This is a genomic window from Nocardiopsis sp. B62 (genome assembly GCF_018070675.1).
Classification (GTDB): Bacteria; Actinomycetota; Actinomycetes; order Streptosporangiales; family Streptosporangiaceae; genus Nocardiopsis; species Nocardiopsis prasina.
In genome coordinates this window covers 48,080-67,310 of record NZ_JAGPXK010000016.1, presented here as the reverse complement: position 1 = coordinate 67,310, position 19,231 = coordinate 48,080, and the positions used below count along the sequence as shown (strand labels likewise).

At 70.7% G+C, this 19,231-nt stretch carries 17 protein-coding genes and 2 pseudogenes; 7 read left to right on the top strand and 12 right to left on the bottom strand.

What is annotated here, in order from left to right:
* Positions 1–5: 5 nt before the first annotated feature.
* From KBX21_RS17645 to KBX21_RS17625, 6 genes and pseudogenes are all read right to left on the bottom strand, one after another.
* Entirely contained in the window at positions 6–350 is a 345-nt protein-coding gene (locus tag KBX21_RS17645) for a hypothetical protein (protein WP_017546295.1), read from the bottom strand.
* The gene (locus tag KBX21_RS17640) at positions 347–1,711 is read right to left on the bottom strand and encodes a hemolysin family protein (protein WP_210842560.1); all 1,365 of its coding nucleotides are present in this window, start codon (positions 1,709–1,711) and stop codon (positions 347–349) included. The genes KBX21_RS17645 and KBX21_RS17640 overlap by 4 nt, the downstream gene beginning before the upstream one ends.
* Entirely contained in the window at positions 1,708–2,205 is a 498-nt protein-coding gene (gene ybeY / locus KBX21_RS17635; RefSeq protein ID WP_049574307.1) for an rRNA maturation RNase YbeY, read from the bottom strand. Before ybeY ends, KBX21_RS17640 begins: the two co-directional genes overlap by 4 nt.
* A gap of 136 nt (positions 2,206–2,341) precedes the next feature.
* Positions 2,342–2,746, bottom strand: a pseudogene (locus KBX21_RS27145) (PhoH family protein); the annotation flags it as partial.
* A 1,080-nt stretch (positions 2,747–3,826) separates the two neighbouring features.
* Positions 3,827–4,525: pseudogene (locus tag KBX21_RS27140) on the bottom strand (PhoH family protein); the annotation flags it as partial.
* A gap of 206 nt (positions 4,526–4,731) precedes the next feature.
* Positions 4,732–5,082, bottom strand: a complete 351-nt coding sequence (locus KBX21_RS17625) for a histidine triad nucleotide-binding protein (protein WP_049574300.1) — start codon at positions 5,080–5,082, stop codon at positions 4,732–4,734.
* 354 nt (positions 5,083–5,436) lie between these two features.
* Here KBX21_RS17625 and KBX21_RS17620 point away from each other — a divergent pair, with 354 nt between their 5' ends.
* Positions 5,437–5,967 (top strand): SigE family RNA polymerase sigma factor, encoded by a 531-nt coding sequence (locus KBX21_RS17620; RefSeq protein ID WP_017546301.1) that lies wholly within the window; start codon positions 5,437–5,439, stop codon positions 5,965–5,967.
* Entirely contained in the window at positions 5,964–6,683 is a 720-nt protein-coding gene (locus KBX21_RS17615; RefSeq protein ID WP_210842558.1) for a hypothetical protein, read from the top strand. The genes KBX21_RS17620 and KBX21_RS17615 overlap by 4 nt, the downstream gene beginning before the upstream one ends.
* A 161-nt stretch (positions 6,684–6,844) precedes the next feature.
* On the opposite strand, the gene KBX21_RS17610 is transcribed toward KBX21_RS17615, so the two are convergent.
* From KBX21_RS17610 to hrcA, 3 genes are read right to left on the bottom strand one after another with little or no spacing between them, the layout of a single operon-like run.
* Complete coding sequence (locus tag KBX21_RS17610; RefSeq protein WP_049574294.1) at positions 6,845–7,588, bottom strand: 16S rRNA (uracil(1498)-N(3))-methyltransferase; 744 nt, start codon at positions 7,586–7,588, stop codon at positions 6,845–6,847.
* Positions 7,585–8,727 carry a molecular chaperone DnaJ gene (gene dnaJ / locus KBX21_RS17605; RefSeq protein ID WP_017546304.1) on the bottom strand — a complete coding sequence of 381 codons (1,143 nt, stop codon included), beginning with the start codon at positions 8,725–8,727 and terminating at the stop codon, positions 7,585–7,587. Before dnaJ ends, KBX21_RS17610 begins: the two co-directional genes overlap by 4 nt.
* A gap of 4 nt (positions 8,728–8,731) precedes the next feature.
* On the bottom strand, positions 8,732–9,745 hold the full coding sequence (hrcA, locus tag KBX21_RS17600; RefSeq protein WP_049574291.1) for a heat-inducible transcriptional repressor HrcA: 1,014 nt from the start codon (positions 9,743–9,745) through the stop codon (positions 8,732–8,734).
* A gap of 178 nt (positions 9,746–9,923) precedes the next feature.
* Here hrcA and KBX21_RS17595 point away from each other — a divergent pair, with 178 nt between their 5' ends.
* The gene (locus KBX21_RS17595) at positions 9,924–10,763 is read left to right on the top strand and encodes a DUF3097 domain-containing protein (RefSeq protein ID WP_210842557.1); all 840 of its coding nucleotides are present in this window, start codon (positions 9,924–9,926) and stop codon (positions 10,761–10,763) included.
* 142 nt (positions 10,764–10,905) lie between these two features.
* Here KBX21_RS17595 and KBX21_RS17590 read toward each other — a convergent pair whose 3' ends face one another.
* Positions 10,906–11,943, bottom strand: a complete 1,038-nt coding sequence (locus tag KBX21_RS17590; RefSeq protein WP_210842556.1) for a hypothetical protein — start codon at positions 11,941–11,943, stop codon at positions 10,906–10,908.
* Here KBX21_RS17590 and KBX21_RS17585 point away from each other — a divergent pair.
* Both KBX21_RS17585 and KBX21_RS17580 read left to right on the top strand, forming a co-directional pair.
* Positions 11,932–12,261 carry a DUF4870 domain-containing protein gene (locus tag KBX21_RS17585; protein ID WP_049574283.1) on the top strand — a complete coding sequence of 110 codons (330 nt, stop codon included), beginning with the start codon at positions 11,932–11,934 and terminating at the stop codon, positions 12,259–12,261. The two genes, KBX21_RS17590 and KBX21_RS17585, sit on opposite strands and share 12 nt — an antisense overlap.
* A gap of 31 nt (positions 12,262–12,292) precedes the next feature.
* Positions 12,293–12,916, top strand: a complete 624-nt coding sequence (locus tag KBX21_RS17580; protein ID WP_210842555.1) for a DUF4870 domain-containing protein — start codon at positions 12,293–12,295, stop codon at positions 12,914–12,916.
* A gap of 63 nt (positions 12,917–12,979) precedes the next feature.
* Here KBX21_RS17580 and hemW read toward each other — a convergent pair whose 3' ends face one another.
* Both hemW and KBX21_RS17570 read right to left on the bottom strand, forming a co-directional pair.
* Positions 12,980–14,212: a radical SAM family heme chaperone HemW gene (gene hemW / locus KBX21_RS17575; RefSeq protein ID WP_210842554.1), complete on the bottom strand. Its 1,233-nt coding sequence runs from the start codon at positions 14,210–14,212 to the stop codon at positions 12,980–12,982.
* Positions 14,213–14,289: 77 nt separating this feature from the next.
* Entirely contained in the window at positions 14,290–15,381 is a 1,092-nt protein-coding gene (locus KBX21_RS17570; protein ID WP_049574273.1) for a LacI family DNA-binding transcriptional regulator, read from the bottom strand.
* A 95-nt stretch (positions 15,382–15,476) separates the two neighbouring features.
* On the opposite strand from KBX21_RS17570, the gene KBX21_RS17565 reads away from it, so the two are divergent.
* Together KBX21_RS17565 and KBX21_RS17560 are read left to right on the top strand one after the other, a co-directional pair.
* Positions 15,477–17,078, top strand: coding sequence for a glycoside hydrolase family 13 protein (locus tag KBX21_RS17565; protein ID WP_049574270.1), 1,602 nt, complete (start codon positions 15,477–15,479; stop codon positions 17,076–17,078).
* Positions 17,079–17,982: 904 nt separating this feature from the next.
* Positions 17,983–19,230 carry an extracellular solute-binding protein gene (locus tag KBX21_RS17560; protein ID WP_210842553.1) on the top strand — a complete coding sequence of 416 codons (1,248 nt, stop codon included), beginning with the start codon at positions 17,983–17,985 and terminating at the stop codon, positions 19,228–19,230.
* Position 19,231 lies beyond the last annotated feature (1 nt).

Below are 19,231 nucleotides of genomic sequence, written 5' to 3'. Positions count from 1 at the left end.
CCTTCTCAACGCCGGGCGATGTTCGCGGGCACCCCGTCGGGGGCCGCGATCACCACCAGCTGGGTCTTCAGGTCGTCCGCCACCGCGCGGTCGGCCTCGGTCAGCTCCTTGGCCTGGGTGACGACCACCGCGGCCTCCAGAGCGGAGGCCTCGCTGGAGGCCGCCGCGGCCACGGCGGCCTGGAGCGCGCTCAGCTGGAGCGAGGGCAGCGACACCGTGGTGGCCACGTACGTGCGCCCGGTCTCGTCGCGTACCGCGGCGCCCTCGGCCGCCGCGTTCCGTGCCCGGGAGGCGCGCGCGAGGGTGATCAGCTTGGCGTCCTCGGGGCCGAGTCCCGTCGTGTCCGTCACTGGTCCGTGCTCCTTACGTCGTGGTCGGGGCCCTGGTCCCCTTCGGGGGCGAGCCGCTCCACCAGCACCGTGGTCATCCGGTTGCGGCGGCTGCTCTTGCCCTCCAGGGTGAGCCGGAGTCCAGCGTATTCTGCCTGGGCGCCGCCCGCCGGGACGCGACCCAGCACGAACGCCACCAGGCCGCCCACGGTCTCCACGTCGGAGACCTCCAGGTCGCGCTCGGGGAAGAGTTCGGCCAGCTCACCCAGGGGCAGTCGCGCGGTGACCCGCAGACGGTCGTCGTCCAGCCAGTCCACCGGGGCGATCTCGTGGTCGTACTCGTCGGTGATCTCGCCGACGATCTCCTCCACGATGTCCTCCAGCGTGACGAGCCCGGCGGTGCCGCCGTACTCGTCGATCGCCACCGCCACGTGGTTGCGGCGCTTTTGCATCTCCCGCAGGAGTTCGTCGATGGGCTTGGTGTCGGGCACGAACGTGGCGTCACGCATCACGTCCCCGGCGGTCAGGGGCACGTCGTCCGCGCCCCCGGCGGCGGCCGCCCAGCGGTCGCGCAGGCGCTCCACCAGGTCCTTGAGGTAGACGATGCCGACCACGTCGTCCTCGTCCTCACCCGTGACCGGGATACGCGAGTACCCGCTGGCCATGGCAAGCGAGAGGACCGCGTCGGCGTCCGCGTCACGGCCCGTGAAGACGATGTCGGGCCGGGGCACCATCACCTCGCGCACGGAGGTGTCGTCCAGCTTGAACACCGAGTGGATCATCTGGCGCTCCTCGGGGTCGATCACCTCCCCCTGCTCGGCCAGGTCCACGAGCTGACGCAGCTCCACCTCGGTGCTGAACGGGCCGTCCCGGTCGCCCTTGCCGCGCGGGGTGAGCGCGCGGCCCGCCCCCACCAGCAGGCGGGCGAGCGGACCCAGCACCACCTGGAGCGGGTACACGACCGTCGCGCTGACCCGGGCCAGAGGACCGGCGAACTGGCGGCCGAGGATGCGCGGGGTGACCGCGATCAGGACGCACTCGACCACGACCATCGCCACGGCGGTGAGCACCAGGGCGGGCCAGCCGGCTCCCAGCAGGAAGACCATGCCCACCACGGCGGCGAGCACGGCGCAGACCTCGCACACCACGCGCAGGAAGAGCAGCATGTTCAGATGCTCGGTGGGATTGACCCGCACCCGCTCCCACGCGGCGCGCACCCGTGCGGGGCGCTCGGCGTGGGCGTCCTCCATGCCCATGGAGATCACTCGGGTGACGGCGACCTCGGCCGCCACCAGGAAACCGGCCACCGCGGTCAGGAGGAGGGCGGCCGCCAGGGACACCGACCACACCACGGGGTCACCCGTGGCCAGCGACGCGCTCATCGGGCGCTCTCGTCCCCTTCGGTCGTCCCGTCGGCGGCGGCCTCACGCTCGTTCCAGGCGGCGAGGATCTCGCCCTGGAGACCGAACATCTCCTTGTGCTCCTCGGGCTCGGCGTGGTCGTAGCCGAGCAGGTGGAGGATGCCGTGCGTGCACAGCAGGTCGATCTCGGCCCGGGTACCGTGACCGGCCTTCTCGCCCTGGCGCTCGGCCACCTGCGGGCAGATGATCACGTCACCGAGCACACCGGGTTCGCTGGTGCGTCCGGGACCGCCGGGGCGCAGTTCGTCCATGGGGAACGAGAGCACGTCGGTGGGGCCGGGCTCGTCCATCCAGCGCACGTGAAGGTCGGTCATGGGTCCTTCGTCCACCAGCACGACCGACAGCTCGGCCAACGGGTGCACCCGCATGGCGTCGAGCACGTGCCGGGCCAGACGGGAGAGTCGCTCCTCGTCCACGGTGCTGACGCCGGACTCGTTGGCGACGTCGATACTCATCGGTTGGGGCTGCCTCACTTGGATTCGGTGTGGGTGGGCGGGTTCGCTCCGCCCGGCGCCCGGCGAGGGGCGCCCACCGACACCGGTGGGCCCGCACGAGGCGGGCCCACCGGCCGGTGTCACTACGTACTTCTTCTCAGTCTGCCCGGTGTTGGGGGCCCTCGGCGCCGCCGCCCCCGTCCTTCGGGGTGTCACCGCCCCCGCGCCGTCCGCCGCGCGGTCCCGGGCGGCCCCGGTCGCCGTCGCTCCGGCCGCCCTGATCGGCGTCGTAGCGCCCGTAGGCGTCGACGATCTGCCCCACCAGCCGGTGCCGCACGACGTCCTCACTGGTCAGTCGGCAGAAGGCGATGTCGTCGATATCACGCAGGATGTTCTCGATGGTCCGGAGCCCGCTGGTCTGCCCGCCGGGCAGGTCCACCTGGGTGACGTCACCGGTGACCACGATCTTCGACCCGAAGCCGAGCCGCGTGAGGAACATCTTCATCTGCTCCGGAGAGGTGTTCTGCGCCTCGTCCAGGATGATGAAGGAGTCGTTGAGTGTGTTGTGTGTGAGCAGGAAGTCCTCGGTGACGTAGAGGGAGTCCTCCGCCGCCACTTGGATGCACACGCACTCCTCGCTTCCGGCGGGTTCGACGGAGTCGACGAAGCGCATCGGGCGTCCCCCACCGGTCGCGTCGTACTTCTCCTTCTTGCGTCGGAGCCGGAAGGGCTGAACTCCCTCGGGCAGACGCAGGTCGAGGGCATGGGCGTCCTTGCGGTGGAAGACCTCCCGTCCCCGGGCGAGGCCCGGTGCACGCCCCTCGGCTGGGCGGCAACGCTCGTAGACCACGCCTCCAAGAGACCGGACCAGGAAGGTCACCGCGTCACGCAGGTGCGGGGACGCCGTTCCGTACTGCACGCGGCAGGTGCGCCCCGCTTGTGTGACCGGTCCCCCGTCCGAGTCGAGCAGGCCCTGGAGCAGGGCCAACCTCACCTCGGCCGTGTTGTACAGGTAGTCGTCCGGGACGAACTTCGTGTCGGACCCAGTCCCGCACAGTCCCAGGTCACGCATGATCGCCGTGACCGGGTTGGTGATGGTGATCACGTCGCCCGGCGCGCTCTCGCGGTTGAGAACGTAGTCCACACCGGACTTGTGCCTGACGCGAACACCGGGGAGAAGCGTCTCGAGTGCCTCGGCCAGCTCCGGGTCGTTGGTCGCGAAACGCGGTGTGGTCGAACCCGTGAGGCAACCGTCCCCGAGGAGCAGGCCCAGGGCGTAGGCGTCCATGGGTACCTCCCGCTCCGGGAAGGCCACGGGCTCGCTGAGCAGAGGGAGTTCGTACTTGCGATAGTGCGAGCTGCGCAGCCCGCTCTCGACGATCTCCTTGGCGGTGAGCACCCTGGGCGGCTTGCCTCTGCGTGCGTCGTCCCTGGTCCGGACGGTCCACAGATGGTCCTCTGAGCACAGCGTGGAGGCACCGTCCTGGGAGGAGAAACGGTAGGTCGCCTTCTCCCCCTGCGGGTACACCCCGATCACCGGGGTCGGTCGCCCGTCAGAGCCCATCACCAGGTCACCGATCCGGAGGTCACCGATGGGCCGGAACCCCTCCGGGGTCAGCACCTTCGTGTGCAGCGGCTGCGCCCGGCCACGCATGTACGCCAAGGGCGCGACCTCGATGGTTCCGGCCGCCATCAGTTTGGGGATGGAGTCCGGGTCGAGCATGTCGTGCAGGGCGTCGTACAGCGGACGCAGGTACGGGTCGATCTTGTCGTACAGGGTGCCGGGCAGGAATCCCAGGCGCTCCCCGGCCTCGACGGCGGGCCGGGTGAGGATGATCCGGTTGACCTCCTTGTCCTGGAGGGCCTTCACCGCCTTGGCCATGGCCAGGTAGGTCTTGCCGGTGCCCGCCGGGCCGATGCCGAAGACCACGGTGCGCTCGTCGATGATGTCGACGTACCGCTTCTGGTTCAGCGTCTTGGGGCGGATGGTTTTGCCCCGGTTGGACAGGATGTTGGTGGTCAGCACGTCCGCGGGGCGTTCCTTGCCCGGCGAGCGCAGCATGTGGATCATGCGCTCGATGGTGTCGGGGGTGACGTGGGTGCCGCTCTTGGCGAGCTCGATCAGCTCCTCCACGAGGCGGACCACCACGGCCGTCTCCTCGGGGGTACCGCTGATCGTGAACTCGTTGCCACGGACGTGGATGTCGCTCTTGAAGGACCGCTCCAGCGCCCGGAGGAGCTCGTCCCCCGAACCCAGCAGGCTGATCATCGTGTGTTCGTCCGGAACCACGACCTTGACCTGGGTCTCCGGGTCCTGGTTCGTGTGAGTTGACTCGGCCATGGTGTGGCCTTGCGGCCGCTGTCCCTACCCTTCGGTCACGGCCCCGGGGTCGGTCGCCCGGGGTTCCTCGCGGACGGGCCGCACACCGTGCCCGACGGTGTCGGACACGGTCACCACGGGTGTGTGGGACAACCGAAGTGGCCGGTGGGGCCCGTCCCCGAGTCTACCAACGGGGGCACGGCGGGCTCGATGGATTATCGCGACGCCTACCCGGGGGGCCAGTTCAGGCCTCGACCGCCGAGCACGTGGGCGTGCAGGTGGAAGACGGTCTGTCCGGCGCCGGCCCCGGTGTTGAACACCATCCGGTACCCGGACTCCACCACGCCCTCGCCCTTGGCCACCTCGTGGGCCTCCCGGACCAGGGCGTCCACCAGCCCGGTGTCGGTGGCGGCGGCAGCGGCGGCGTCGGCGTGGTGCTCACGCGGGACGACCAGGACGTGGGTGGGCGCCTGGGGGTTGATGTCGCGGAACGCCACCGTGCGCTCCCCCTCGCGGACGATGTCCGCTGGGACCTCGCCCTTCACGATCTTGCAGAAAAGGCAGTCGGGGTCGACCATCGCTCACCTTCCGTCACGCGGGCCCGCGCTCGGTGGCGGCACCGCTCATTCGGTTCTCGGGATTGTCCGTTGCCCATGATGCCGCAGGTGCACGAAACGCCGCAGGTGCGCGGCCCACGGGGAGATGAACCCTCAACCTTTCCGCAACCGTTCCGATCCACGTTCCCCTCCAGCCACCGATCCGAGCGCGATAGTCTTTGGTCTCCGTGCGCGTCAGACTGTGGGCACACCCCGCTGTTCGGCCACGTCCGACGTGTTCGGATCGGAACGCACGTCTACTGGAAATGATGAGGTATGCCCTTTCGTAAACCCCGCGACAAGGGTGTGCGTCGAACTGATGTGACGACAGAAACCTTGGTGGCCAATGCCACCACGGCGCCACTCTCGGTCGAGTGGGACGCTGACCATGCCGTGACGGAGCTCTACCGGGAGCACTACCGTCCGCTCGTTCGGCTCGCCGCCCTGCTCGTGCGGGACCACGCGACCGCCGAGGAGGTCGTCCAGGACGCCTTCGTCGCCATGCACGGCGCCTGGCGTCGCCTCAGGGACCCGAACAAGGCCCTCTCCTACCTCCGCCAGGCGGTGGTGAACAAGGCCAGGTCGGTACTGCGCCACAGGGCAGTCGTCGAGAAGCACGCCCCCAAGGCCCTGCCCGACGCACCCAGCGCCGAGCACGGGGCCATGAACCTGCTCGAGCGCGAGGCGGTCATCACCGCCCTGCGCAAGCTACCCACCCGTCAGCGAGAGGCCATCGTGCTCCGGTACTACGGTGATCTGTCCGAGGCACAGATCGCGGACGCCATGGGCATCAGCCGAGGCGCGGTCAAGAGCCACACCTCGCGCGGCATCTCCTCCCTTCGCTCTGTACTGGAGCAGACGTCATGAGTAGCCCCAACGATAGGAACGAACCGGAGTTCGAGGACCAGCTCCGCCAGATACTGCGCGCCGAGGCCGACGAGGTCACACCCTCGGCCGAAGGCCTCAACCTCATCCGTGAGCGCACCGAGCGCCAACGCGGATCGTCGTGGTTCGGGCTGCCGTGGCTCCGTCCCGTGACGGCCGTGGCTGCGGCCGTGCTCATCGCCGCCTCGGTGATCATGTCGAGTCCGCAGGTCCGCGAACAGGTCCTGGAGATCGTCCCGGCCGGGGCCGACCGCGCGGGCACCCCGCCCGAGACCCAGTCCGACGGGGGCGACGGCGTGGCGGCTCCCGACCCGTCGACGGACTCCACCTCCGGCAGCAGCAAGCTGGAGGAGGAGGCGGGGGACGACCCCGAGGGCTCCCCCAGCCCCGACAGCTCGCCCTCCTCCTCGGAGGACGACGGTTTCGAGGCCACCTCCTCGTGCCCGCCCGGTGAGGAGCTCGTCCCGGCCGCGACCGACGGCGCCCGTGACGAGGACAGGAAGAACAAGGACGACGACCGGGACGACAGGGGCTCCGACAAGGAGACCTGCGCCCCGACCGACGAGCCGCGGGAAGAGCCCACCGACGAGCCCACCAGCCCCGGAGGCGGCGGTGACCCGGATCCCGACGAGGGCTCCGAGGACCCCGGCAGCGGTTCCGGCGGCGGCGGTGAGGAGGACGGGGCCAGCGTGAGCTGACCCCCGACCGCACCAGGGAACGGACATGACGAAGGGCCCGTGGAATCCTCCACGGGCCCTTCGTCGTGTCTTCCGTGAGTGTCCCGGCTACCCGGTCACGGTCACGGTCACCGGGGACGGACCCGGACCGTGTCCGTGTCCGTGTCCGTGTCCGTGTCCGTTCACCAGCGTCCCGTGCGGGCCTGGAGCACGGACAGTCCGGCCACCCCGGCTGTGGAGGTGCGCAGGACCGAGGGGCCCAGCAGGGCCCGGGCCGCACCGGCCGCGTCGAAGGCGGCCAGCTCGGCCTCGGAGATCCCGCCCTCGGGCCCGACCACCAGGACGATCCCCGAACCGTGGGGTTCCTCCGGCAGTGGGAGCTCCGAGAGCCGCCCCGCCCCCTCCTCGTGCAGGACCACGGCGAGGTCCGCCTCGGCGAGCAGGGCGGACACCCCCTTGCGGTCCAGTGGTTCGGTGACCTCGGGCGTCCGGGCACGGCGGGCCTGCTTGGCCGCCTCCCTGGCGCTCGCCCGCCACTTGGCCAGGGCCTTGGCACCCCGGTCGCCCTTCCACTGCGTGACACAGCGCTCGGCGGACCAGGGCACGACGGCGTCGACCCCGGCCTCGGTCATCATCTCCACCGCGAGCTCACCCCGGTCCCGTTTGGGCAGGGCCTGCACCACGGTGATCCGGGGTCGGGGCTCGGGTTCGCTCCGGCGTTCCACCACACGGCAGACGAGCGTGTCCTTGCCGACGACCTCGTCGACCTCGCAGCGCACGCGAAGGCCGAGACCGTCGGAGAGGTCGACGGTCTCGCCCTCACCGATGCGTCGGACCGCCACCGCGTGGCGTCCCTCCGGACCGTCCAGACGGATCCGGTCGCCCGCCAGCACGGCGGTCCCGACCAGGAAGACCGGCGGGGTCACTTGGCTCCGAAGGCGTCGCGGATCTTGGAGAAGAACCCACCGTGCCCGGGGCTGAAGCGGCCCGGGTTCTGGTCCTCCCCACGCAGCTCCGCGAACTTGCGCAGCAGGGCCTCCTGCTCCTCGTCCAGCTTGCCCGGGGTCTCCACGTCCACACGGATGCGCAGGTCGCCCCGGCCGCCGCCGTCGAGGTGGGTGACGCCCTTGCCGGGCAGGGTGATGACGTGGCCCGAGTTGGTCCCCGGACGCAGGTCGATGTTCTCGGTGCCGTCGAGGGTGTCGAAGGCGCACGAGGCACCCAGCGCCGCCGCCGTCATGGGGACGGTGATGGTGCAGTGCAGGTCGTCGCCGCGACGCTCGAAGGTCGGGTGCGGCTTCTGGACGATCTCCAGGATGATGTCGCCGCGCGGTCCGCCGTTGGGGCCGACCTCGCCCTCGCCGGCGAGCTGGATGCGGGTGCCGTCGTCGACACCGGCGGGGATCTTCACGGTCCGGGTGACCTTCTCCCGGACCCGGCCCTCGCCCGCACAGTCGCCGCAGGGGTTGGTGATGACCGAGCCCTGACCCGAGCACTGCGGGCACGGGCGCGAGGTCATGACCTGGCCGAGGAAGGAGCGCGTGACCTGGGAGACCTCGCCCTGGCCGTGGCACATGTCGCAGGTGGTCCGGTGCGAACCGGCCGCCGTGCCCTCGCCCTGGCAGGTCTCACAGAGGATCGCGGTCGGGAAGGTGATCTCCCGGCTGACCCCGAAAGCGGTCTCGACGAGGTCGAGTTCGATGCGGATCTTGATGCTGCGTCCGCGCCGGACCCGTTCCCGGGGGCCGCGGCCGCCGGGCTGTCCTCCGCCGAAGAAGGCGTTCATGATGTCGTCGAAGGCGAACCCGCCAGCGTTGCCGAAACCTCCGGCACCGCCACCGCCACCGGGGGCGAAGGGGTCCTGACCCATGTCGAACATCCGACGCTTGTTCTCGTCGGAGAGGACCTCGTAGGCCTGGGTCACTTCCTTGAAGCGCTCCTGGGTCGCGGGGTCCGGGTTGATGTCCGGGTGGAGCTCGCGCGCGAGCCGCCGGTACGCCTTCTTGATCTCGTCCTTGGACGCGTCGCGACGCACCCCGAGAACCTGGTAATAGTCTCTGGCCACTGAGTTACTGTCCTGCCAAAATCTGTCCGACATACCGGGCCACCGCACGGACGGCGCCCATCGTCCCTGGGTAGTCCATACGGGTCGGGCCCACCACTCCGATCTTGGCCAGCGACTGGTTTCCCACGCCGTAGTCAGCCGACACGATGGAAGTGGATCGAAGGCCCTCGTGGAAGTTCTCCGCGCCGATGCGCACCGTGAGCATGGAGGGGTCCTTGGCCTCACCGAGCAGTCGGATGAGGACCATGTTCTCTTCCAGTGCTTCGAGCACCTCGCGCAGGCTGGCCGCGAAGTCGACCGCGGCCAGGTTGGCGGTTCCCGCCAGAACGATCTTCTCCTCGTGTCTTTCCACGAGGCTCTCCAGCAGGATGGAGAGGACCGCGACCGCGACGGGTCGGTCCTCCGGTGCGACCTGGGCGGGCAGGTCCTCCACCGCGTCCGGCACGTCACCGAGGTGTCGGCCCGCGATGGCGCGGTTGAGCATGTTGCGCAGGTCGTCGACCACGGTCTCGCTGACCGATCCCAGCCCGTCGATGACGCGCTGTTCGACTCGGCCGGTGTTGGTGATGACGACCATCATGATGCGCTGGCCGCCGAGCGGCACCAGTTCCACGTGCTGGACCGACGAGCGGGTCAGCGACGGGTACTGGACGATCGCGACCTGCCGGGTGAGCTGCGCGAGCAGCCGCACCGTGCGGGCGACGATCTCGTCGAGGTCCACGGCACCGCCGAGGAAGGACTCGATGGCTCGCCGTTCGGCCGCCGAGAGCGGCTTGACGGAGGAGAGCCGGTCCACGAAGAGCCGGTACCCCTTGTCGGTGGGCACCCGTCCCGCACTGGTGTGGGGTTGGGTGATGTAGCCGTCCTCCTCGAGGGCGACCATGTCGTTGCGAATGGTCGCCGGGGAGACACCAAGGGGGTGACGGTCCGCCAACGCCCGGGAACCCACGGGTTCGTTGGTGTTGACGAAGTCCTCGACGACCGCACGCAGGACCGCGAGCTTGCGCTCATCCAGCAACTCGCCACCTCCTGGCACTCCAAGGTCCTCAGTGCTAATTCTATGCCCGGCCGCAAACCCGCACGGCTACCCGCACGCAGTAACACGGGGACGGGGGTCGCTTCTTCCTTGTCGGATCCGCGACGTGCGCCACCCGCCAGCGGGCGTCCGGGGTCCTTCACCAGTAGACTGCACCACCGTGGTTACCAAGGGAACCGGCCGTTACGGCCGCGACGTTCTGGCGGGAGACTGGCGGCGACCGAAGAAGGGTGCGGTCCGCGAGATACCCCTCAGTCGTGACCTGGTCGTGGAGGACGCCGACGAGACCTTCTGCGGGGCCGTGGTGTCCTGGGACAAGGCCGCGGTGACCCTGGAGGACCGGGACGGGTGCCGCAGGGTGTTCGAGCTGGGTCAGGCCGCCTTCCTCGTGGACGGTGAACCCGTGACACTGGTGCGTCCGACGGAGGCCCCCAAGGGTCCGCTGCGCAGCGCCTCGGGGTCGATCGCGGTGACCGACGCGCGGGCGCGCACGGCCCGCGAGAGCCGGATCTACGTCGAGGGCGCCCACGACGCCGAACTGGTCGAGAAGGTCTGGGGCCACGACCTCCGTGTGGAGGGGGTGGCCGTCGAGTTCCTGGAGGGGGTCGACGACCTTCCCGCAGTGGTGGCGGAGTTCGAGCCGGGGCCGGGGCGCCGTCTGGGAGTCCTGGTCGACCACCTGGTTCCGGGTTCAAAGGAGAGCCGGATCGCCGAGCGCGCCCGGGGCGCGGACGTGCTCGTGGTCGGCCATCCCTACGTGGATGTGTGGCAGGCGGTGCGTCCGAGCGCGGTGGGGATCGGGGCCTGGCCCGAGATCCCTCGGGGTCTGCCCTGGAAGGAGGGCGTCGTGGACGCTCTTGGCTGGCGGATGGAGACGGGTGAGGCCTGGCGCCGCATCCTGGGCTCGGTCCGTGGCTACGGGGACCTCGAACCCTCCCTGCTGGGGCGGGTGGAGGAGCTCATCGACTTCGTCACGGGACCGCACACCGCGGAACACTAGGATTGTCACGATCACGTGGTCTGATGGATCCCCCGGGAAACCGCTCCCCCGTTTCCGTCGGGCGACACGGCCTCCGGCCCTCCGCGGTCGTCGGTACGGCCCGAATCCTTCGGGCAGACAGCAAGCGCCCCCAACAGCGGAGTCAAGGAAGAGCATGAGCGAGACCCCGTCCAGTCATCCGTCGCCGGACGACCCGCAGGGACAGCGGCGACCGCCGCAGGATCCCGCGCAGCAGAGCGGCGCGCAGCCCGGTTGGGGCCAGCCCGACGCGCAGGCCCACGGCCAGCAGCAGAGCGGGGCTCAGCCCGCCTGGGGGCAGCCCGCCGGAGCTCAGCCGCAGGCACCCGAGCAGTCCGGTCAGCCCCAGCAGGCGCAGGCCTACGGCCAGCCCCAACAGGCCCAGGCGCAGCCGAGCGGCGCACAGCCCGGGTGGGGTCACGACACGGGCGGTCAGCCCCAGGCGCCCCAGCAGCCCAGCGGCGCACAGCCCGGCTGGGGAGTACCCGGCGGCGACCCGCAGCAACCCCAGCCCGGATGGGGCCAGCCCGGGGCACAGGCCCCGCAGCCCCAGGCCTACAGCCAGCCCCAACAGGCACAGCCCGGCTGGGGACCCAACACCGGCGGTCAGCCCCAGGCGCCCCAACAGCCCGGCTGGGGACAGCCGCAGGAACAGGCGCAGGCGTACGGCCCACCGCAGACCGGTGCTCAACCCGGTTGGGGCCAGCCCGGGGCGCAGACTCCGCAGCCCCAGGCCTACGGCCAGCCCCAACAGGTCCAGCCCGGTTGGGAGCAGTCGACGGGCGGCGAGCCGCAGCAGCCCCACTGGGGCCAGCCCGAGGGACAGGCGTACGGCCAATCGCAGCAGAGCGGCGCGCAGCCGACGTGGGTCCAGCCCGCCGGTGGCCAGCCGCAGCAGCCGCACTGGGGCCAGCCGGAGGCGCAGGCCCAGCAGAGCGGCGCACAGCCCGCCTGGGGTCAGCCAGTCGCTGACCAGGCTCAGGCTGGCTACGCCCCCCAGGGGTACGCTCAGCCGCAGTTCCAGCAGGCCCAGCCCGCACAGGCGCATCCCCAGGCCGGTTACGGGGAGCAGTACCAGCAGCCCCAGCAGGTCTACGGGCAGCCGCCGGTCCAGCAGCCGACCGGTGGCGGCAACGACGTACTCGTCGCCATGCTCGCGCACCTGTCCGGTTTCGTGATCGCCTTCCTGGGCTGGATCCCGCCGCTGGCCGTCTACTTCGCCAAGCGCAACCAGTCACCGTTCATCCGGCACCACGCGTCGGAAGCGGCGAACTTCCAGATCACTATGCTGATCCCGTACGTCTTCGCTGGCGTCGCGTTCTTCGGCTTGGGTATCTTCTTCCCCGGCCTGTCCTGGATCGGCTACCTGCTCATCGCCCTCGTGTGGATCATCTCCATCGTCTTCGGCGTTCTGGGAGCCTCCGGAGCCAACAAGGGAGCCTGGACCCGCTACCCCGTGAGCATCCGACTCCTGAAGTAGCCACCTCTCTCCCACACACCAAGGAACCACCATGTCGTACCCGAACACCCCGAACCCCAACGACCCCTACGGTCAGGGCGAGTCCGGGGGCTACCCGCCACCGCCCGGTTACCCGCAGCAGGGCGGCGTGCCCGGTGGTCCGCCCGCCCCCTACGGCGGCCCCCAGTCCGGCGGCTACCCGTCGCCCCAGGGCGGCTACCAGCAGCCCGGTGGCTACCCCCAGGGCGGGTACCCCCAGGGCGGGTACCAGCAGCCCGGTGGTTACCCGCCTCCCCACGGCGGTCAGTACGGCGGCTACCAGCAGCCCGGCGCCCAGGGCTACGGTGCCTACATGCCGACCCCGGAGGAGCGCAGCTCAGCGAAGCTCGCCCACATCGGCGGCGGCTTCCTCTGCTGGCTGCTGCCGCTCATCGTGTACATCTCGAAGAAGGACGAGTCACCGTACGTCCGCGACCAGGCCGCCCGGGCGCTCAGCTTCCAGCTGGTGCTGCTGATCGGTTACACGATCTCGTGGATCCTCACGAGCATCGTGATCGGCTTCCTCGGGCTGATCGGCCTGGCGATCTTCTCGATCGTCTCCGGTTTCCGCGCGGCGTCGGCGGTGGACCGGGGCGAGTGGGCCCGCTACCCGATGGACGTCGACTGGGTGAAGTGACCCGGGGATCGACGCGAGAAGGAGGGGCCCGGCGCGAAGCCGGGCCCCTCCTTCTCGTGTGACTCAGGTGAGGTCGCGAACCACCGCGTCGGCGAGCAGTCTGCCGCGCCGGGTCAGCGCGGCGCGCCCCCCGGAGTGGGCCACGGGGTCCAGGAGCCCCTCCTTGACCAGGCGTTCGGCGGCGGCCAGGCCCGGGGCGTCCAGGAGTTCCAGCGGGCAGCCGCCGTCCACACGCAGTTCCAACAGGACCCGCTCGAACCTGCGCTCGGCCTCGGTGAGCACCTCTCGGGCCTGGGCCGGGCTGTCCCCGGCGGCCAGGCGGGCCGCGTAGGCGGCGGGGTGCTTGACGTTCCACCAGCGGGTCCCGCCCACGTGGCTGTGCGCGCCCGGGCCGATCCCCCACCAGTGACCGCCGGTCCAGTAGAGCATGTTGTGGGCGCTGCGCCCCTCGGTGCTGCGGGCCCAGTTGGACACCTCGTAGGGGGTGTACCCGGCCCTGGCCAGGGCCTCGTCCGCCATGAGGTAGCGGTCGGCCATGGCGTCGTCATCCGGTTCGGTGAGTTCGCCCCGGCGGACGCGGGCGGCCAACCGGGTTCCGTCCTCCACGATCAGGGAGTAGGCGGAGACGTGGTCGGGCCCGGCACCGATGGCGGCGTCCAGGGAGGCCGCCCAGTCCTCGTCGCTCTCCCCCGGTGTGCCGTAGATGAGGTCCAGGTTGACGTGCTCGAACCCGGCCTGGCGGGCCCACGTCACGCACTGTTCGGGGCGGCCCGGGGTGTGACCTCGCTCCAGGACGCGCAGGACGTGGGGTCGGGCGCTCTGCATACCGAAGGACACCCGGGTGAACCCGGCCTTCCGGAGACGTACGAGGTAGTCGGGGTCGACCGTCTCCGGGTTGGCCTCGGTGGTGATCTCCGCGTCGGGGGTGAGTCCGAAGCGGTCGCGGATCTCACCGAGGACGAGCCCGAGGTCCTCGGGTGAGAGCAGGGTGGGTGTGCCGCCGCCCACGAACACGGTGCTGACCGGCGGGCGTTGGCCGGTCAGCACCCGGTCGGCCAGGGCGACCTCGCCCGCCGCCTGCCCGGCGTAGGTCTCCCGGGAGGCCGTGGCGGTTCCGTCCCGTGAGACGAGTTCGTCGGCGGTGTAGGTGTTGAAGTCGCAGTAGCCGCAGCGGGTGACACAGAAGGGCACGTGGACGTAGAACCCGAGCGGGCGCTCGCCGAGTTCGGCGAGGGAGGTCTCGGGGAGTTCCCCGGTCCGGGGCACGGGTTCGCCGTCGAGGGCTACGGATGGCATGTCTCCAGTGTCGCCGACCCGACGACGTGCCCTGACACTCACCGCGGCCCGGCTGCCCCGTCCGGGCAGGCCCGGGATCAGACTCCTTGGGTGGCGTCCTGGGGGTCCCGGCGCAGTGGGGAGGGGACGTCCAGGTGGCTCTGCGCGGACGGGCCGGGCACGGTCGCTGCGGGGGCGGCCGCCGTGGAACCGCGCACGACCAGCTCGGGGTCGAAGACGTACTCGGCGTGCGAGACGGGGTGCCCGGCGATCTCGTCGCACAGGGCCCGCACGGCGGCCATGGCCATCGCGTTGACGGGCTGGCGGACGGTGGTCAGCGGCGGGTCCGTGAAGGCGATGAGCTGGGAGTCGTCGTAACCGACCACGGAGAAGTCCTGGGGTACGCGCAGGCCGTGCTGGCGGGCGGCGCGGATCGCGCCCAGGGCCATGATGTCGGAGCCGCAGACCATGGCGGTGACCCCGCGTTCGATGAGGCGGCCCGCTGCGGCGTGCCCGCCCTCGACACCGAAGAGGGAGAGCTGGACGAGGTCGTCGCCGTCCAGGCCGTGCTCGGCGAGGGCCTGGTGGTAGCCCTCCAGCTTGCGGCGGACCGGGACGTAGCGCTCGGGTCCGCTGGTGAAGCCGATGCGGGTGTGGCCGAGGGCGACGAGGTGGTTGACGGCCAGGCGTCCGGCCTCACGGTCGTCGGCGGAGATGAAGGCCGCCGGGACGGACTCCGTGTATCCGTTGACCAGCACGATCGGCAGCCTCCGGGAGACCAGGGCCTGGTAGCGCTCGTGCGAGGCGGTGGTGTCGGCGTGCTTTCCGGAGACGAAGAGGATGCCGGAGACGTTGCGCTCCAGGAGGAGTTCCACGTACTCGTCCTCTGATATCCCGCCGGGGGTCTGGGTGCAAAGCACGGGCGTGTACCCACGCTGCGCCAGGGCGCCTTCGGCCGCCTGGGCGAACATCGGGAAGACCGGGTTCTCCAACTCGGGGATGACCATGCCGACCAGACCGGCGGAGCGCTGGCGCAGCCGGGCGGGGCGTTCGTATCCGAGCACGTCGAGCGCGGTGAGGACGGCCTTGCGCGTGGCGCTTCCGACGCCGGGCTTGTCGTTCAGCACCCGCGAGACGGTGGCCTCGCTGACGCCTGCGTGCCGTGCGATGTCGGCAAGTCGTGGACCCATGCGGCAACTCTAGTCGAGATTCCTGACACAGGGACGAAAGTTGGCGGTAATCTTGCGCAAGAACTTGCAGCCATGATCCGGAAGGACCCCCACAGATGAAGGACCAGTCTCACTGGTGGCGCGAGGCGGCCATCTACCAGATCTACGTGCGCAGCTTCGCCGACTCCAACGGGGACGGTGAGGGGGACCTCACCGGAATCCGCGAGCGCCTCCCCCAGCTGGCCGAGCTCGGCGTGGACGCGATCTGGCTGACCCCCTTCTACGTCTCGCCGCTGGCCGACGGCGGCTACGACGTCGCCGACTACCGCGACGTCGACCCCCGGTTCGGCACCCTGGAGGACTTCGACGCCCTCCTGTCCACCGCCCACGAACTGGGCATCCGCATGATCATCGACGTGGTCCCCAACCACTCCTCCTCCGCGCACCGCTGGTTCCGCGAGGCCGTGGCCGCCGAACCGGGCAGCGCCGCGCGTTCGCGGTACGTCTTCCGTGACGGCCGGGGGACGGACGGCGAGGAGCCGCCCAACAACTGGAAGTCGATCTTCGGCGGTCCGGCCTGGACCCGCCTCAAGACCGCCGACGGCACCCCCGAGCAGTGGTACCTGCACCTGTTCGACCCCGAGCAGCCGGACTTCGACTGGAGCAACCAGGAGGTGCACGACGAGTTCGACGACGTCCTGCGCTTCTGGCTGGACCGCGGGGTGGACGGGTTCCGAATCGACGTGGCGCACGGCATGGTCAAGGACCCGGCGCTGCCCGACATCGACCCCGACGCCAAGGCGGACCTGCTCGACGGCAGCACCTCGCTGCCCTACTTCGACCAGGACGGCGTCCACGACATCTACCGCCGCTGGTCGCGTATCGCCGCCGGGTACCCGGGCGACCGGACTCTGGTGGCCGAGGCCTGGGTGGAGGACGCCGAGCGGGTGGCGCGCTACCTGCGCCCGGACGAGCTGCACCAGGCGTTCAACTTCGAGTACCTCACCGCGCCGTGGGACGCCGGGCGCCTGCGCGAGGTGATCGAAGGTTCCCTGGCCGCCAACGGCGCCGTCGGGGCGACGACCACGTGGGTGCTGTCCAACCACGACGTCACCCGGCACGTGACCCGTTTCGGTGGTGGCGACCAGGGGCTGCGGCGTGCGCGCGCGGCCACCCTGCTGATGCTGGGCCTGCCCGGCTCGGTCTACCTGTACCAGGGCGAGGAGCTGGGCCTGCCGGAGGTCACCGACCTCCCGGAGGAGTCGCTCCAGGACCCCACCTGGGAGCGTTCGGGCCGCACCGAGCGGGGCCGCGACGGCTGCCGCGTGCCGCTGCCGTGGGAGGGCGACGTCGCCCCGTACGGGTTCGGCCCCGACGGCAGCTCGCCGTGGCTGCCGGTCCCCGAGGTGTGGGCGGAGCTGGCCCGCGCCTGTCAGCGCGGTGTGGAGGGTTCGACCCTGGAGCTGTACACCGCCGCCCTCGGTCTGCGCCGTGAGCTGGAGGCCCTGGGCGACGGCTCGATGAGCTGGCTGGACTCCCCCGAGGGCGTCCTGTACTTCGAGCGTGAGCCCGGTGTGCGGGTGGCGGTCAACCTGAGCGGTGACGCCGTCGAACTGCCTGCCTCCGGTGAGGTCCTGGTAGCCAGCGGCCCCGGCGCCGAACTGGCCGACGGCACGCTGTCCCTGCCCGCCGAGACCTCGGCGTGGCTACGCGCCTGACCGGGCCGTGAGCCCCCGGGTGCCGGACGGTGTGAGCGCCGCCCGGCACCCGCCTCCACGCGTTCCCCCTTCACATCCCCTTCCGCGGGGCGCACCTCCGCCCGCTCGTCCGGGGCCTGCCGTAGGCGGGGCCGGTCCAGGCTGTCCGCCGACGACACCGACCTGTTCTCCTTGGGCGCCCTGGACGCCCTGACCCACGAGGCCGCGTACACGGGTGCCCTACCCGACTGAGAAGCCGTCCCGCAACACCGACCTGGTCCCGGAGCCCCCCGACTCGTCGGAGGCGATGGTGGAGACCGGTACGGACCTGGGTGGACTCGGGTGCGGTGGACCGGCCACTGAGCGTCCAGGTGGGCGATGAGGGCGACGCCCACCACGTCCACCCGTTCCCTCTGCCGACGGCTACCTGTTCGGGGAGAACACCTCGGGCGGTCCCGACCCCACGGACCCGGGTGTGGCCGCGCCCCGCGCCGGACACGGCCCTGGAGATGGTGGCCAACCAGGACCCGAACCCTGCTGGCCTTGCAGCGCGCGGGCGAGGGTCGCCTTCCGGTGTCCGCTGTCCCCGGGATGGAGGCGGCGTGGAGCCCGTTCTCGCAGGCCAGCGCGGACATCATCGGCGAAGGGGGCCCGGCCGAGGCGCTGGCCGAGGCCCGAACAGCTGATCCCGGAGGACGCCGCGGAGCGCGACACCGACCCGGAGTGAGCGCCGAGCCACTCCCCGCACCGGTCACCCCATTCGTTTCCGGGGTGTTTCCACATCTTTATCCCCGGCGTCTGCAAAGACTTTCAAAGCCTGCAAGTTATTGCTAACGTCACATCACCACGCATGCCCGCAACGGACCCGGTCCCCCCGGTGACCCGCATGCGCCCACCTCCGCAGTCCTCCCGGAAGGAAGACACCATGAGATCCCGCAGCGCTTCAGCGGCCGCCGGTATCGCCGCGATCGCCCTGGTGGCGACCGCATGCAGCAGCGACGGTTCGGACGGTGGCGATGAGGGAGCCGCCGAGGGCACCCTCGTCATCTGGTCCGACCCCGAACGCGCCGACGCCATCCAGAGCGCGGCCGCCGAGTTCGCCGAGGCCAACGGTATCGAGGTGGACGTCCAGGGACTGGCCTTCGACGACATCCAGGGCGACCTCCTCAACGCCCACCAGGCGGGCAACGCCCCCGACGTCTTCATCGGGGCGCACGACTGGACCGGCAACCTGGTCCGCAACGGCGCGGTCTCCCCGGTCGAGCTCACCGGCGACCAGTCCGGGGGCGTGGACGAGACCGCCGTCGAGGCGCTCTCCTACGACGGGCAGCTCTTCGGTGTCCCGTACTCCCAGGAGAACATCTTCCTGATGCGCAACACGGCGCTGGTCCCCGACGCCCCGGAGACCTTCGAGGAGCTCGTCGAGGTCGGCAGTGAACTCAAGGACGCGGGTGACACCAGCGAGGTCCTGGCCATGGCGATCGGCCAGGAGGGCGAGCCCTTCCGGATGAACGCGCTGTTCACCTCGGCTGGCGGCTACCTCTTCGGGCAGGATGAGACCGGCACCTGGGACCCCGCCGACCTCGGCGTGGGTTCGGACGAGTCCGTCGCCGCCATGGAGAGGATCGCCGAGTACGGCGAGGACGGAGAGGGCGTGCTGCGCCGCTCCATCGACACGGAGAACGACGCCAACCTCTTCTACGAGGAGGAGGCCCCCTTCTTCATCGCCGGGCCGTGGAACATCGGTGACGCCAACGACGCGGGCATCGACTTCGGGATCAGCCCCATCCCCGGCTTCGAGGGCGAGGCCCCGGCCAGCCCCTACATCGGCTACCACGCCTTCTTCGTCACCGAGGGCAGCGCCAACAGCGCCCTGGCCCAGGAGTTCGTGACCAACTACGTCACCTCCACCGACTTCATCCTCAGCCTCTACGACGCCGACCCGCGCACCCCCGTGCAGAACGAGGCGTTGGAGGCCGTCTCCGCCGACGACGCCAACATCGCCGCGATCGCCGAGGCCGGTGCCGAGGGCATGCCGATGCCGTCGATCCCCGAGATGGGCGAGACCTGGGACCCGCTGGGCCAGGCCCAGGCCCAGGCCATCGCGGGCGGGGACGTCCGCGAGGCCATGGAGGCCGCCCACGACACCATCGCCGAGCAGATCGGCCAGTAGA